Source organism: Streptomyces sp. NPDC091371, from assembly GCF_040684275.1.
Taxonomy (GTDB): Bacteria; Actinomycetota; Actinomycetes; order Streptomycetales; family Streptomycetaceae; genus Streptomyces.
The window spans coordinates 133575-147291 of record NZ_JBFBFP010000007.1 but is presented as its reverse complement, the minus strand read 5'-3'; the positions used below and the strand labels follow the sequence as shown (position 1 = coordinate 147291).

General features: G+C 74.1%; 13 protein-coding genes. 9 read left to right on the top strand and 4 right to left on the bottom strand.

Going from position 1 to position 13717, the window contains the following annotated elements:
• Positions 1-261 precede the first annotated feature (261 nt).
• The 5 genes from AB0O21_RS11350 (at position 262) to AB0O21_RS11330 (ending at position 7898) form a co-directional block, all read left to right on the top strand.
• Positions 262-4218, top strand: a complete 3957-nt coding sequence (locus AB0O21_RS11350; protein WP_365169227.1) for an amino acid adenylation domain-containing protein — start codon at positions 262-264, stop codon at positions 4216-4218.
• Positions 4215-5495 (top strand): MFS transporter, encoded by a 1281-nt coding sequence (locus tag AB0O21_RS11345; protein ID WP_365169224.1) that lies wholly within the window; start codon positions 4215-4217, stop codon positions 5493-5495. Before AB0O21_RS11350 ends, AB0O21_RS11345 begins: the two co-directional genes overlap by 4 nt.
• 81 nt (positions 5496-5576) lie before the next feature.
• A complete protein-coding gene (locus AB0O21_RS11340; RefSeq protein WP_365169222.1) occupies positions 5577-5873 on the top strand; it encodes a phosphopantetheine-binding protein in 297 nt (98 codons plus the stop codon).
• Positions 5873-6814 carry an NAD(P)-dependent oxidoreductase gene (locus AB0O21_RS11335; protein WP_365169219.1) on the top strand — a complete coding sequence of 314 codons (942 nt, stop codon included), beginning with the start codon at positions 5873-5875 and terminating at the stop codon, positions 6812-6814. Before AB0O21_RS11340 ends, AB0O21_RS11335 begins: the two co-directional genes overlap by 1 nt.
• A 97-nt stretch (positions 6815-6911) precedes the next feature.
• Positions 6912-7898, top strand: a complete 987-nt coding sequence (locus AB0O21_RS11330; protein ID WP_365169216.1) for a helix-turn-helix transcriptional regulator — start codon at positions 6912-6914, stop codon at positions 7896-7898.
• Positions 7899-7950: 52 nt separating this feature from the next.
• Here the strand turns inward: AB0O21_RS11330 and AB0O21_RS11325 are convergent, their stop codons facing one another.
• Positions 7951-8577, bottom strand: a complete 627-nt coding sequence (locus tag AB0O21_RS11325; RefSeq protein ID WP_365169214.1) for a TetR family transcriptional regulator — start codon at positions 8575-8577, stop codon at positions 7951-7953.
• A gap of 76 nt (positions 8578-8653) precedes the next feature.
• On the opposite strand from AB0O21_RS11325, the gene AB0O21_RS11320 reads away from it, so the two are divergent.
• Both AB0O21_RS11320 and AB0O21_RS11315 read left to right on the top strand, forming a co-directional pair.
• Positions 8654-9346 (top strand): NAD(P)H-binding protein, encoded by a 693-nt coding sequence (locus AB0O21_RS11320; protein WP_365169211.1) that lies wholly within the window; start codon positions 8654-8656, stop codon positions 9344-9346.
• Positions 9343-9747 (top strand): pyridoxamine 5'-phosphate oxidase family protein, encoded by a 405-nt coding sequence (locus tag AB0O21_RS11315; RefSeq protein ID WP_365169208.1) that lies wholly within the window; start codon positions 9343-9345, stop codon positions 9745-9747. The genes AB0O21_RS11320 and AB0O21_RS11315 overlap by 4 nt, the downstream gene beginning before the upstream one ends.
• Before the next feature lie 82 nt (positions 9748-9829).
• Here the strand turns inward: AB0O21_RS11315 and AB0O21_RS11310 are convergent, their stop codons facing one another.
• Together AB0O21_RS11310 and AB0O21_RS11305 are read right to left on the bottom strand one after the other, a co-directional pair.
• Complete coding sequence (locus AB0O21_RS11310; protein ID WP_365169205.1) at positions 9830-10132, bottom strand: hypothetical protein; 303 nt, start codon at positions 10130-10132, stop codon at positions 9830-9832.
• Entirely contained in the window at positions 10129-10335 is a 207-nt protein-coding gene (locus AB0O21_RS11305) for a hypothetical protein (RefSeq protein WP_365169202.1), read from the bottom strand. Before AB0O21_RS11305 ends, AB0O21_RS11310 begins: the two co-directional genes overlap by 4 nt.
• A 267-nt stretch (positions 10336-10602) precedes the next feature.
• Here AB0O21_RS11305 and AB0O21_RS11300 point away from each other — a divergent pair, with 267 nt between their 5' ends.
• On the top strand, positions 10603-12015 hold the full coding sequence (locus tag AB0O21_RS11300) for an FAD-binding oxidoreductase (protein ID WP_365169199.1): 1413 nt from the start codon (positions 10603-10605) through the stop codon (positions 12013-12015).
• 27 nt (positions 12016-12042) lie between these two features.
• Here the strand turns inward: AB0O21_RS11300 and AB0O21_RS11295 are convergent, their stop codons facing one another.
• Positions 12043-12318: an isoamylase early set domain-containing protein gene (locus AB0O21_RS11295; RefSeq protein ID WP_365169196.1), complete on the bottom strand. Its 276-nt coding sequence runs from the start codon at positions 12316-12318 to the stop codon at positions 12043-12045.
• 268 nt (positions 12319-12586) lie between these two features.
• Here AB0O21_RS11295 and AB0O21_RS11290 point away from each other — a divergent pair, with 268 nt between their 5' ends.
• On the top strand, positions 12587-13690 hold the full coding sequence (locus tag AB0O21_RS11290) for an NAD-dependent epimerase/dehydratase family protein (RefSeq protein WP_365169193.1): 1104 nt from the start codon (positions 12587-12589) through the stop codon (positions 13688-13690).
• Positions 13691-13717: the final 27 nt, after the last annotated feature.

Below are 13717 nucleotides of genomic sequence, written 5' to 3'. Positions count from 1 at the left end.
ACGGCCCTCCGGCCACGGCCCTCCGGCCACGGCCCTCCGGCCACGGCCCTCCGGCCACGGCCCTCCGGCCACGGCCCTCCGGCCACGGCCCTCCGGCCACGGCCCTCCGGTCACGGCCCTCCGGTCACGGGCCACCAGCCGGCCCACCGGCCTCCGGGCCCACGGGCTTCGGATGACCGGGCCCTCCGGGCCCATCCGCATGCACCCGCTTCTTCCCGCGCGGTCCGGCCGCGCCCCCACCCCGTTTCGAGGAACGATTCGATGAACCCCGTTTCCGCCGCCGTCCCGCTCTCCTCCGGCCAGCAGTCGCTGTGGCTCGACGAATCGCTGCGCGGCGAGTCCGCCGTCTACAACGTCCCCGTCGCCTACGAGATCCGCGGCGCCCTCGACACGGGCGCCCTGGCCCAGGCGCTGACCTCGCTCGTCGCACGGCACCCGGCGCTGCGCAGCCGCGTCGAGGTCACCGACGGGCAGCCGTCGATGGTCACCGCCGCCCCGGCCGACGTGCCGCTGGAGGTACGGGACCTGCGCGGCCGCCCGGCCGCGGAAACGGCCGACGCGGCGCGGGAGTTCGCCGCCCGTCCGCTGTCCCTGTCCGCGCTCCCGCTGCTGCGCGCACTGCTCCTGCGCACCGAGGACCAGGCCGCCCTGCTCGTCCTGGTCGTGCACCACGGGTGCTTCGACAGCTGGTCGATCGAGGTCCTGCGCGGGGAGCTCACCGCCGGGTACGAGGCGGCCCTGGCCCGCGCCCCGCTGCCCGCCGGGGAACTGCCGGCCTACGCCGAGCAGCACCGGATCGCGCTGGCCGAGGCGGCCGGCGGCCACCCGGAGGAACTGGCGTACTGGACGGAGCGGCTGGCCGGAGCACCCGCCGAAAGCACCTGGCCGCACGACCTGTCGCGCCCCGAAGCGGCCACCCAGCAGGGCGCGACCGCCGGCTTCGACATCCCCGGCGAGCTGGCCGCCCGGCTGCGCACCCTGGCCCGCAAGCAGCGCACCACCCCGTTCGCGGTGTTCACCGCCGCCCTGCAGCTGCTGCTGGCCCGGGTCTCCCAGGAGCCCGCCGCGGAGGACGGCAGCACCGACGTCGCCCTCGGCACCCCGGTGGCCCGGCGCGAGCACGCGGCCGCCGAGCAGCTCATCGGCTACCTGGCCAACACGGTGGTGCTGCGCAACCGGATCTCGCCCGAGGAGTCCTTCGCCGGCCTGGTCACCCGGACCGGCAAGGAGCTGCGGGCCGACCTGGGCCGCGCCGCCCTGCCGTTCCCGGCCCTGGTCAAGGCACTGGCACCGGGCCGCAGCCTGGACCGCTCGCCCTTCTTCCAGGTGATGCTGGTCGTGGAGGACGCGCCCGAGGCCGAGCTGAGCCTGGGCGCGGCGACCGGCCGCGCCGTCCCGCTGCACTCGGGCACCGCGAAGTTCGACCTCACGCTGACCCTGGTCCCGGACGCGGCGGACGGCTACCGCGGCACCCTGGAGTACGCCACCGACGTCTACAGCACCGCGGCCGCCGAGGAGTTCGTACGGGCGCTGCTCACCCTCCTCAGCGGCGCCGCGGCGGATCCGCTCGCCCCGGTGGGCTCACTCCCGCTGACCGCGTCGGCCGCGGCCGAGGTGGGCGGGGCGGCCGAGCACCTGGCGCCGGCCCACGAGCTGTTCGACCGGACCGCGGCCCGCATCCCCGGGGCCCCCGCGCTGCGCTGGGACGGCGGCGAGCTCGACTACGCCCGCCTCAAGCTCGCCGCGGACCGGCTGGCCCGCCGGCTCGGGACCAACCGGGCGGTGGCCCTGTGCGCGCACCGTTCCCCCGAACTGGCCGTCGCCCTGCTGGCGGTGCTCAAGAGCGGCGCCGGCTACGTGCCGCTGGACCCGGCCTACCCGCGCGAGCGCCTCGACTACATGCTGGAGGACAGCCGGGCCGAACTCCTGCTGGCCCACTCCGACGTGGCCGGGACCATCACGGTGCCCGAGGGCGTACGCGTCCTCCTGCTGGACGACGTACTCGAAGGGCTCGACGCACCGGACGCACCGGACGCACCGGATGCCCAGGATGCACCGCAGGAGGCCGCGGCCGACGGCCTCGGCTACATCATCTACACCTCCGGCTCCACCGGCCTGCCCAAGGGCGTCGAGATGCCGCACGGCCCGCTCGCCAACCTGATCGACTGGCAGCTCGGCCGCTCCGCCTCCGAAGAGGGCTGGAACACCCTCCAGTTCGCGGCGTTCAGCTTCGACGTCGCCTTCCAGGAGCACTTCTCCACCTGGGCGAGCGGCGGCACGCTGGTCCTCGTCGACGAATCGGTGCGCCGCGACCCGGCCCGGCTCCTCGACTACCTGGACACCCAGCGGGTGCACCGGGTGTTCGCCCCCTTCGTCGCGCTCCAGCAGCTGGCCGACGCCGCCGCCGAGACCGGCGTCTACCCGCAGTCGCTCCGCGAGGTCGTCACCGCCGGCGAGCAGCTCCAGGTGACCGACGCGCTGCGCACCTTCTTCACCCGGGTGCCGGCCTTCCTGGAGAACCAGTACGGCCCCTCGGAGACGCACGTCGTGACGGCGGAGCGGCTGACGGGCACCCCGGACACCTGGCCGGACCTGCCGGCCATCGGCCTGGCCGTCGACCGCACCCGGGTCGAGATCCTCGACGACCGCCAGCAGCCGCTGCCGGCGGGCGTGCCCGGCGAGATCTGCGTCTTCGGCGCGGCCCTCGCGGACGGCTACCGGGGCAAGCCCGAGATGACGGCGGAACGGTTCGTCGTCCGCGACGGCCACCGCCTCTACCGCACCGGCGACTTCGGCCGGACCCTGCCCGACGGCCGCATCCAGTGCCTGGGCCGCCGCGACGGCCAGGTCAAGGTCCGCGGCTACCGGATGGAGCTGGGGGAGATCGAGGCCCAGGTCCGCCGCCAGGAGGGGGTGGCCGACGCGGTGGTCGTCGTCGACGACTCGCCCACCCGCGGCAAGCGCCTCATCGCGCACTGCCTGCCGGCCGCCGGCGCCGAACTGGCCCCGCAGAAGCTGCGCCGCGCCCTGCGCGGAGTCCTGCCCGACTACATGCTGCCCGCCGCCTACGTGACCGTCGACAGCTTCCCGCTGACCCCCAGCGGCAAGGTCGACCGCAAGACCCTCGCGGCCCGCCCGCTGCCCGGCTCGGACGGCGCGGACGGCGCAGGCGGCGCGGCCGGGGCCCGCGACGGCGTCGAGTTCGAGATGTGCGACCTGTGGGCCAAGGCCCTGGGCCGCGCCTCGGTCGGCATCGACGAGGACTTCTTCGACCTCGGCGGGGACTCGCTCACCGCGGTCCGCCTGATGGGCTCGGTCCGCGCCCACTTCGGGACCGCGCTGGAGCTCAACGAGCTGTTCCGCGCCCCGACGGTGGCCGCGCTGGCCCGCCGGGTCCGCGACGGCGCGGAAGCCGAGGCGGCGGGTCCGCTCGTGCGGCTGCGGGCGGGCGACGGGACGGCGCCGCTGTACCTCTTCCCGCCGCTGGCCGGCACGGTGGTGCGGTACGCGCCGGTGGCCCGCGCGCTGGGCGAGGGGCAGACCGTCTACGCACTCCAGTCGCCGGGCATCCAGCCGGGCGAGGAAGCCTGCTCCTCCCTCACGGACATGGCCCGCGTCTACATCGAGCACATGCGCAAGGTCCACCCGGGCGGCCCCTGGCACCTGGGCGGGTACTCGATGGGCGGGGTGATCGCCTTCGAGGCGGCCCGGCAGCTGAAGGCCGCCGGCGAGGAGATCGGCCTGGTCGGCCTCCTGGACACCAACCCGCGGATGGACCTGGACCCGAACGAGGACTACGCCACCCGGATCCTCGTCACCATGGCCCTCAAGCTCGACCTCGACCTGGCCGAACTCGGCGCGATGCCCGAGCCGGAGCGCATCCGGTACCTCCTGGAACAGGGCGTCGCCGCGGGCTCGCTGCCCGCGGACTACGACGAGGACCGGCTGCGGAGGATGCTGGAGGCATACCGGCACAACGGCAGCGCCCTGGAGCGGCACGTCATCGAACCCTTCGACGGGGAGGTGGTGCTGTTCCGCGCCGAGGACCGCAGCGCGGACGTGACCGAGGAACCGTACGACCTGGGCTGGGGCGCGCGGTGCGGCGGCCGGCTGACCGTCCGGGACACCCCGGGAACGCACTTCACCATGCTGGACCCGGGCGGTCCGCTGGAGACGCTCTGCGGTCTGGTCGACGCCGAGCTGGCGGCCCACCGGTGAGCGCCGCGACCGAACCCGCGCGCACGGAGGAGCGGGCGGCCGGCAGCGGCGCGGGGACCGGGCTGCGGGCACCGCTGCGCAGGCGCCGCTTCCGGCTGCTCTACACCGGCCAGTGCCTCTCCCGTACCGGCGACTTCGTCTTCCAGGTGTCGCTCGCCGGGTACGCGGTCACCGCGGGCAGCCCCGCGCTGCTGGCCTACACCCTCTTCGGGCAGGCCACCGGCACCGTGCTCATGCTGCTGGCCGGCGGGGCCCTCGCGGACCGGTTCGGCGCCCGCAAGGTGATGCTCTGGGCCGACCTGGCCCGGGTCCTGGCCACCGCCGGCGTGGCCGCCCAGGTCGCGTCGGGCGGCCGGAGCGTGTGGGCGATCGCCGCGTGCGGACTGCTGCTGGGCCTCGGCGACGGGGCGTTCGAGCCCGCGTTCACCCTGGCCTTCACCGAGCTGCTGCCCAAGGCCGAGCTGCTGGCCGCCAACTCGCTCCAGGCGATCGCCCTGCGCACGGCCGGCATCGCCGGAGCGGCGCTGGGCGGGGTGCTGCTGGCCGCGGCCGGCGCCTCCGTCTCGCTGTGGCTGGGTACGGCGGGATTCGCGCTGGCGCTGGCGCTGGTGCTGCTCGCCGGACGGTGGGCAGTGCCCGACCGGCCCGCCTCGGGGGACGGCCTGTTCAAGGAGGCCACCGGCGGGATCCGCTACGTGTTCTCCCACCCCTGGCTGTGGGTGTCCATCGGCAGCTTCGGCGTCAGCGTGGCGCTCGTGGTCGCCCCGGCCAAGGCACTGCTGCCGCTGGCCTCGGCCGATGTGCTCGGCGGCGGCGCGAGCACGTACAGCCTGCTGGTCGGCAGCCAGGCCGCCGGCGCGCTGCTCGGCGGAGTGCTCGTGGGCCGGCTGCGGCGGATCCCGCCCGGCCTGCTGATCTTCGGCGGGATGACCGTCGTCTGCGGCGGTTTCGTCCTGCTCGGCCTGTCCCCGTCGGTGGCCGCCTCCGTCGCGGTGGCCACCGTGGTGGGAGCCGTGCTGTCGGCCGCAACCGTGGCCTGGGCCGCCACCCTGCAGAGCCGGGTGCCCGGTGAGCTGATCGGCCGGGTCTCCAGCGTCGACTGGCTGATCTCGCTGGGCGTCTCCCCGCTCGCCCTGGTGGCGGTCCCGCACCTGCTCACGTACGGCGCGCCCGCCACCGTACTGATCACCGCCGCGGCGGTCGCGCTGGTGGTCAGCGCGGCGACCGCGCTGGTGCCGGCCGTACGAGGCCTCGCCTGGCCGGCCGCGGAGGCCTGAGCCTCCGATCCCCAACCGCTCCTGCTCGACGCTCCGTTCACCCGTATCCGTACCCGTACGCACATCCCCTTGGAGGAACCCATGGACGACCGCTCGCTGTTCACCGACGCGCCCGCCGTGCCCGCCGCCGACGAGACCGAGGCCGCTCTGGTCCGGCTCTGGGAGGAGGCGCTCCAGGTCCGGCCGATCGGCCGCGAGGACAACTTCTTCGAGCTGGGCGGCACTTCGATGCTCGCCGTGCGGATCTGTGCCGGTGTGGAGCGGTTCACCGGCACCCGCCCATCCGTCCACGAGCTGTTCGACGCCGACACGCTGGCCGACTTCGCCTTGCACGTCGGCGCCCCGGCCCCGGGCCGCGTTCTCGTGACGGCCGCGTGATGGCCCGCGTGCTGATGGTGGACCCGATCCACCCCGACGCCCTCGACGACCTACGCCGCCGCTACCAGGTGGCCCTGCACCCCAAACCCACGCCGGGGCAGCTCGTCTCCCTGGCCCGGACCGCGGACGCCCTGGTGCTGCGGGCCGGTGTGCGGGTGACGGAGGAGGTGATCGCCGCGGCGCCCCGGCTGCGGACCGTGATCCGGGCCGGGGTGGGGCTCGACAACATCGACCTCGCCGCGGCCGCCCGGGCCGGGGTGCAGGTGCGCAACGTGCCCGGCGGCTCCAGCGATGCGGTGGCCGAGCTGGCCCTCGGCCTGATGCTGGCGGTGTGCCGCCGGATCGTGGTGGGGGACCGGCACACCCGGTCCACGGTCTGGCACAAGCAGGGCCTGATGGGCAGTGAACTGCGCGGCAAGACACTGGGGTTGATCGGCTTCGGCGGCATCGGATCGCGGATCGCCTCGCTGGCCCAGGGCTTCGGCATGGAGGTGGCCGTGTCGGTCGCCCGGCCGGGGGAGGACCGGGCGCGGCAGCTGGCCGAGCGCGGGATCCGGCTGGTGCCACTGGGCGACCTGCTGCCGGCCGCGGACGTGGTCTGCCTGTCCGTACCGCTGACGGCGGACACCCGGGGCCTGATCGGGCGGGCCGAACTGGACCTGATGAAGCCGGACTCGTACCTGGTGAACGTGTCCCGGGGCGGCACCGTCGACGAGGAGGCGCTGCTGGAGGCGCTGCGGTCCGGGGCGCTCGCGGGGGCGGCGACCGACGTGCTCGCGCGCGAAGGATCCCCGACCGCGCTGGCCGAGCTGGACAACGTGGTGCTCACCCCGCACATCGGGGCCTTGACCCAGGAGGCCCAGCGGCGCATCGGGGAGCGGGTCGTGGAGCTGCTGGACGAGGCCCTGACTCCGCTGGAACGGCTCAAGCTCACAGCCTGACCACAGATCTTCCACGATGCGAAAATACTTATCCAAAAACAGCCCCCTGCGGTAGCATGCGGCCTGAATTCATCAGACGTGCCAGGGGGAACGCATCATGAGTTTGATGAGTCTGGGGCTGAGCAGGGGCGAGGAAAGCGTCTATCGGCACTTCCTGCGCGAGCCTGATCTCGGCACCGGGTCCATGGGCGAGAAGCTGGGGATGAGCCAGGACGAAGCGGACTCCGTCCTGCGGAGCCTGTCCCGCTACAGGCTGGTCCGGGAAGCCGGCGAAGGGCGGTGGGTCCCCATCGACCCCGCCCTCGGGATAGAGCGGCTGATCGAGCAGCGGCTGGGGGAGCTGAACGAGCAGCTGCGGCTGGTCTCCTCGGCCCGCTCGCTCATCCCCGAACTGGTGGAAGAGGCGCGCGCGGCGGAGCGCACGGACAGCCCGGCGGGCGGGATCGAACGGATCGACGGACTGGCCGAGATCCGGGCCCGGCTGGACGACCTCGCCTTCTTCGCCCGCGGGGAGATGTTCGCGCTCCAGCCCGACGGACCGCTGACACCGGCCTTCATCGAGGCCGCCCGCCCGCTCGACCTCCGATGTATCAGGCGCGGGATCACCATGCGAACGGTGGTTTTGCGCACAGCCCTGGAAGACCCCACCACCTGCGGCTACTTGTACGAGATGGCCGATCTGGGGGCCGAATTCCGAGTGGTGGACAAGGTCATGGACCGGATGGTCATCTACGACCGCGCCACGGCCGTCGTCCCGCTCGACCCGTCCGACAGCGCCCGCGGGGCGCTCCTGGTCCGCCAGAGCGGACTCGTCTCCAACATGGTCGCCCTCTTCGAGAAGGTATGGGCCTCGGCGGACGTGCTGCCCGGGAGGGACGAGAGCGAGAGCCCCGACGGCATCACCGACACCGACCGCGAAGTGCTGACCCTGCTCTCCCGCTTCGACAAGGACGAGGTCGCCGCCCGCGAGATGGGCATCTCCATCCGTACCTTCCGGCGGCACGTGGCCGACCTGCTGCTGCGCCTGGGAGCCTCGAACCGCTTCCAGGCGGCCATGCTCGCCAAGGACCGCGGCTGGATGTAGCCGCCCGCCGGCGCCGCCCTGCGCTCGCCGCCGCCGCGTGGCCGCGGACTCCCTACGGTGCGGCCCGGTACCCCCCGCGCGGCCCCGGCCCAGGCGCCAGCGCCGCGCGCAGCGCCGGCGTGAGGACGCGGCGGGCCTCGGCCGGGCTGAGGGCGGCCGGGGTGGGGAGGGGGTTGAGGTAGCGGGTGTAGATGAGACCGCCGAGGACCGTCACCACGGCCGTGGCGCGGACGGTCGCGTCCCGGCCGCCGAGAAATTCAACGAGCCGGGCCAGCAGCTCGTGTTCGAGGTACTCGCGCAGCACCTCGGCGGCCTCGCCGCCCTGGAGGGTGAGCCGGCGGAAGCCGGCGTCCTCCCACAGGCCCGTCACCGCGTCGATCAGCCGGCCCGGGAGGCCGGCCGGGTCGCCGCCGAGCACCTCGTCCACCGCCAGCGCGTTCGCGCACTGGACCTGCATCACGTCCGCGAACAGGCCTTTCTTCGAGCCGAAGTGGTACGAGATCAGCGCCGCGTCGACCCCGGCGGCCGCGGCCACCGCGCGCAGGGTGGTGCCCCGGTAGCCACGTTCCAGGAACAGCACCCGGGCCGCCGAGACGATCGATTCGCGGGTCGGCGGGTTCCCGCGGGGGCGGCCCCGGGAGCGGCCGGGGGCGGGGGAGGCGGGGGAGTCGTTATTCATCAGCGTTGAGCCTGCGTTCCGTGATCGGCAGAGTCAAGGGCGTTCCACACGTCACACGGAGGGATGACCCGACACCATGCGCATCACCGTCTTCGGCGCCAACGGACCGACCGGCCGCCACCTCACCGAACAAGCCCTCGCGAACGGCCACGAGGTCGTCGCGGTCACCCGCCGCCCCGGCTCGATCCCCGCGCGGCCCGGCCTCACCGTCGCCGTCGCCGACGCGACCGACCCGGACGCCGTCGACGCCGCGGTAAACGGAACCGACGCCGTCCTCTCGGCACTGGGGGCCCGCTTCAGCAAGGAGGCCATCACCACGTACTCCGCGAGCGCCACCGCGATCACCGGGGCCATGGCCCGCCACGGCGTCAAGCGGCTGCTCGCCGTCAGCTCCAGCATCGCCGACCCGAACTGGCGCCCCACCGGCGCCCACTTCTTCAATCACGTGCTCGACCCACTGGTCAACCGGCGCCTCGGCCGCACCCTCCACGAGGACATGCGCCGCATGGAGGCCGTGATCCGTCAGTCGGACCTCGACTGGACCCTCGTCCGGCCCTCGGGCCTCTTCGAGCACCCCGTCGTCACGGACTTCCACACCGCCGAATCCAGCGCCGACGGCGTCTTCACCGCCCGGGCCGACCTCGCCGCGAGCATGCTGCGCGAGCTGGAAGAGCGGCAGTACGTCCGGACGGCCATGGGCGTCATCACCACGGCCGTGAAGCCGAACATCGCCAAGCTGATCTGGAACGAGGGAGTGAAGAAGAAATGAGCCCGGTGACCACCGAACTCGCCTCCACCACCCGGGCCTTCCTGACCCGCCCCCACCAGGCCGCCTTCACCACCCTCCGCCCGGACGGCACCCCGCACGTGACGCCCGTCCGCTTCACCTACGACGCGACCGCCGGCCTGGCCCGGGTGACCACCCGGGCGGGCGCCCGCAAAGCCGGGAACGTGGCGGCGGGCGGCCCGGCGGCCCGCGTCGCGCTCTGCCAGGCGGACGGCTTCCGCTGGGTCACCCTCGAAGGCCGCGCCACCGTCACCGACGACCCCGCCCGGCTGGCCGAGGCGGTGCGCCGCTACACCATCCGCTACGGCGCGGCCCCGCCCACCCCACCGGACCTGGTCGTCGTCGAGATCGCGGTGGACCGCGTCCTCAGCCTCAACCTCTGAGGCCGCAAAAAGGGCCTGACCACTGCACCCAGTGGATCAGGCCCTGCTCCGTACGTCCGTACGTCCGTCCCCGCCCCGCGCCTCACCCGACCTCACGGCACGCCAGGAACTCCCAGCCGTCCATGGCGGGATCGCTCAGCGCCCGGCGCGCCTCGGCGCAGGCGCGCCGCACCGGTACCTCCCGCTCCCGCGAGAACCGCAGGACGATCGAGAGCCCGTCGTCCGTGAGGCCGTGGAAATCCGCCTGCCACGCGGCGGGCAGCAGCGCCAGCCAGCGGACCACGCTCAGCGCGGCGCTCTCGGCCCTGGCCGGTGAATCCGCGCGGGCCACCAGCTCGATCTGCCGGCTGCGCACGGGGGCGGGGTGTTCCAGGCGGGCGGTCACTGCCAGCCGTTCTCGGTCTTGTCCAGCGGGGCGACCTGCCAGCCGTTCTCGGCGAGGACGACGGTGGAGGTCGTCGACTGCCACCCGTTCTCGGCCTGGGCCGACGACCCGTCCGTCCCGGCCGCGATGCCGAGGGCCAGGGCGGTACAGAGGCCGATCAGGGCGGCGGCGGCCTTGGCGCGGGTGGTGAGCTGGGCGTTCATGATTTCCTCCGAGTGGGCTGTCGTGCTGGCGACAAGAAGAAATCTGTCATCCCCCGAGCCCCGCTCCAATGGCCCCCGGCGCCAGCAAACTGCCGTCGGGCCTGCAGTTTGCTGCCACCGCCCGCAGGACGCCGCCCGCGAGCCGCCCGGGCCCGGATCCTTGTGCGGGGTTTCCGGCTCATCTACCCTCCCGGGGAAGCCACTTCATCCAACCGGGACAACCGAAGGCTCCCCGCCCGAAACCCATCACAGGGAACGGGAGCCACCGTGACCGGTTCGGACCACATCGTCGGGCAGCTGCGATCCGCGCTCGGACCGGCGGTGCACGCACCGGGAACCACGGGGTACGCGAACGCCCTCGCGACGGTCTTCTTTCCCGAGGCAGCCCGTCGACGGCCCGCGTGCGTCGTGGTGCCCCGCACGGCCGACGACGTCGCGGCCGTCATGCGGACCGCGACGGCGGCGGAAGCCGGGGTGACCGTGCGCGGCGGCGGTCTGAGCTCGAACTGCGTCGCCGACGGGGCCGTCATGCTGGACCTCTCACAGCACCTGAACGAGGCCCGTCCGGACGGAGACCGCGTGGTCGTCGACGGCGGGGCGACCATGTCCGCCATGCTCGGCGCCCTCGCCCCGGCAGGCCGCGTGGTGCCGGCCGGCGTCGTCGGCCACGCCGGCCTGGGGATGGCCACCCGCGGGGGCATCGGCTACCTGACGAGGTCCCTGGGGCTCACCCTCGATCATCTCGTCGGGGTCGAGCTCGTGCTCCCCTCCGGCGACCTCGTCCACCTCACGGAGCGGAGCTCGGGCGAGGAAGCCGAGCTGTGGTGGGCCGTCCGCGGCGGCGCCCCGTCCGTAGGGGTGGCCACCTCCGCGACGTTCCGCACCCATGAGCTCGGCCCGGTCTGGGTCGACCGGGCGCTCGTGGGACTGGACGCGCTCGCCACCTACTTCCGGGTGGCTCCCGAGCTGCCGCGCGACACCTCCATGAGCGCGGTCCTCGGCCACACCTCCCACGCGCCGGACGAGCCGGTCCTGTTCCTCTACACCGTGTGCGCGAGCCGGGACGACAGCGCGATTGCGCGTGCCAGGGCAGCGGCCTCCGCCGTCGTCGCCGGCTCGGGCGCCTCCCCGTACTACCGCTCGGAGACCTCCGGCCGATACCTGGCAGGGCTGCCCGAGTTCGCCCTTCCCGGTGCCGGCGGCGCCGAGCCCGAACCGATCCGGCTGCCGCGGCCGGGTGACGGTCCGCGCGGTTCGTTCTTCGGCAAGGCGGCCTTCACCGGTCCCACCCTCGACGCCGCCGTCGCCGACGCCCTCGCGGAGCGGATCCGTGCCGCGCCCACGCGGGCGTGCCGCATCGACTTCCAGCACACCGGCGGAGCCCTGGCCGACGTCGACGACACCGCCACCGCGTTCTGGGGCAGGACCGCCGAATGGAGCGTCCCGCTGAACGCGATCTGGGACGACGCCGACGACGGCGAGGCCTGCCGGGCCTGGGCCCGCGACACCCTGCGGGCCTTGGCCGGGCACACGGTCGGGCTCTACAACGTCGAACTGCGGCCCGGCCTCCCCGAGACCGGGACCGAGACGCGGGCGGCGTACGGCCGCAACCTGGCCCGGCTCCAGGCGCTGCGACACCGCTACGACGCCACCGGAGCACTCGCGCCGCTGCTCCCGTGACCCTCCCGACTCGGGGCCGCGGGCGGATCAGGTGTGCAGGCGGCAGTTGGGCCCGTCCTGGTCGCCGGCGCTGTCGTCGTTGAACCAGTAGTCCCCGGCCGCCAGGTACCGGAACGCATAGGTGCGCTCGCCGGGCAGCTCGACGCTGACGGCCCGCTTGCCGTCCTTGCGCGGCTTCAAGGTGTGGGCGCCGGGCTGCCAGTCGTTGAAGTCGCCCACCACGCTGACCGGCCCGGGCGGGGTGTCGGCGGGAAGGATGAAGGTGACCTCGGTCCGACCCTTGCGCAACGTGCGTTCCAGCATGTGCAGCCTCCTGGCAGCGGCGGATGAAACGGTACGGCGCCCATCGTCGGTGGTTCCCCTCCCGTCCGCACGCCGACGCCGCGAGGACGGCACCGGCATCACCCGCACACCACGTTTCCACTGCGCCCGGGGTGCCGGGGGGTGCTGTGGGGCGGGGTGATTGAAGCGCGGCGTGCCGGGCAGGCGCCGGACGTGCCACCCGTAGCCGACCGTACGGTTCCGCCGATGCTCCGGGGCGAGCCGTTCCTTCGGGAGAGGAGCCGACACGATGACGCCTCGTACATCCGCCGAGCAGCCCACGGGGGCCGACGGGAGGGGAAGCCGCGTGGTGGTCGTCGGGGCCACCGGGAACGTCGGGACCAGCGTGGTCCAGGCGCTGTCAGAAGACCCGGCCGTCGAATCCGTGCTCGGCCTGGCACGCCGGGTCCCCGGCTGGCAGCCGGACAAGACGCACTGGCTGGCCGCCGACATCGAGCCGGGCGGCGACGACCTCGTACCGATCTTCACGGGCGCGGACGCCGTCGTACACCTCGCGTGGAAGTTCCAGCCCACCCACCACCCGGCCGAGACCTGGCGCACCAACGTCCTCGGGAGCCTGCGGGTCTTCGAGGCCGTGGCCGCCGCCGGGGTGCCCGCCCTCATCCACGCGTCCTCGGTCGGTGCGTACTCGCCGGGCCCGAAGGACCGCCGGGTCGACGAGTCCTGGCCCACCCACGGCTGGCCGCAGGCGGCGTACACGCGCGAGAAGGCCTATCTCGAACGGGTCCTCGACACGTACGAACACACCCACCCGGACATCAGGGTGGTCCGGATGCGGCCGGGATTCCTCTTCAAGCGGGCGGCCGCCTCCGAGCAGCGGAGGATCTTCGCGGGCAGGCTGCTGCCGAGCCGTCTCGTGCGGCCCGAACTCATCCCCGTCGTGCCCGACCTGCCGGGGCTGCGCTTCCAGGCCCTGCACACCGACGACGCGGCCGCCGCCTACCGTGCGGCCGTCGCCCTCCCCGTGCGCGGGGCGTTCAACCTGGCTGCCGAGCCGCCCCTGGACGCCGAGGCGCTGGCCGGCGTGTTCGCCGCGCGGAGCCGCTCGATGCCGGTCCGCCCGGTCCGGGCCGCGCTCGCCGCCGCCTGGCGGCTGCACCTGGTACCGGCCTCCCCGGGCCTCTTCGACGCCGTCCTGCGGCTGCCGCTGATGGACTGCACGCGGGCGGCGGACGAACTGTCCTGGGAGCCCCGCCACACCTCCGTGGAGGCGGTCGGGGAGTTCCTCGACGGGCTGCGCTCGGGGGCGGGCATGGACACCGCCCCACTGGCCCCGGACCGGAGGGCCGTACGGCACCCCCGCGCCGCCGCCGACCGCGTCGGCAGCGCGTGAAGCGACGGCCCGCACCCGGCACGGACG

What these genes read in the sequence shown, in the direction of transcription:
- AB0O21_RS11350 (WP_365169227.1), top strand. Translation starts at nt 262, where the DNA reads ATGAACCCCGTTTCCGCCGCCGTCCCGCTCTCCTCCGGCCAGCAGTCG.
- AB0O21_RS11340 (WP_365169222.1), top strand. Translation starts at nt 5,577, where the DNA reads ATGGACGACCGCTCGCTGTTCACCGACGCGCCCGCCGTGCCCGCCGCC.
- AB0O21_RS11335 (WP_365169219.1), top strand. Translation starts at nt 5,873, where the DNA reads ATGGCCCGCGTGCTGATGGTGGACCCGATCCACCCCGACGCCCTCGAC.
- AB0O21_RS11330 (WP_365169216.1), top strand. Translation starts at nt 6,912, where the DNA reads ATGAGTTTGATGAGTCTGGGGCTGAGCAGGGGCGAGGAAAGCGTCTAT.
- AB0O21_RS11325 (WP_365169214.1), bottom strand. Translation starts at nt 8,577, where the DNA reads ATGAATAACGACTCCCCCGCCTCCCCCGCCCCCGGCCGCTCCCGGGGC.
- AB0O21_RS11320 (WP_365169211.1), top strand. Translation starts at nt 8,654, where the DNA reads ATGCGCATCACCGTCTTCGGCGCCAACGGACCGACCGGCCGCCACCTC.
- AB0O21_RS11315 (WP_365169208.1), top strand. Translation starts at nt 9,343, where the DNA reads ATGAGCCCGGTGACCACCGAACTCGCCTCCACCACCCGGGCCTTCCTG.
- AB0O21_RS11305 (WP_365169202.1), bottom strand. Translation starts at nt 10,335, where the DNA reads ATGAACGCCCAGCTCACCACCCGCGCCAAGGCCGCCGCCGCCCTGATC.
- AB0O21_RS11295 (WP_365169196.1), bottom strand. Translation starts at nt 12,318, where the DNA reads ATGCTGGAACGCACGTTGCGCAAGGGTCGGACCGAGGTCACCTTCATC.
- AB0O21_RS11290 (WP_365169193.1), top strand. Translation starts at nt 12,587, where the DNA reads ATGACGCCTCGTACATCCGCCGAGCAGCCCACGGGGGCCGACGGGAGG.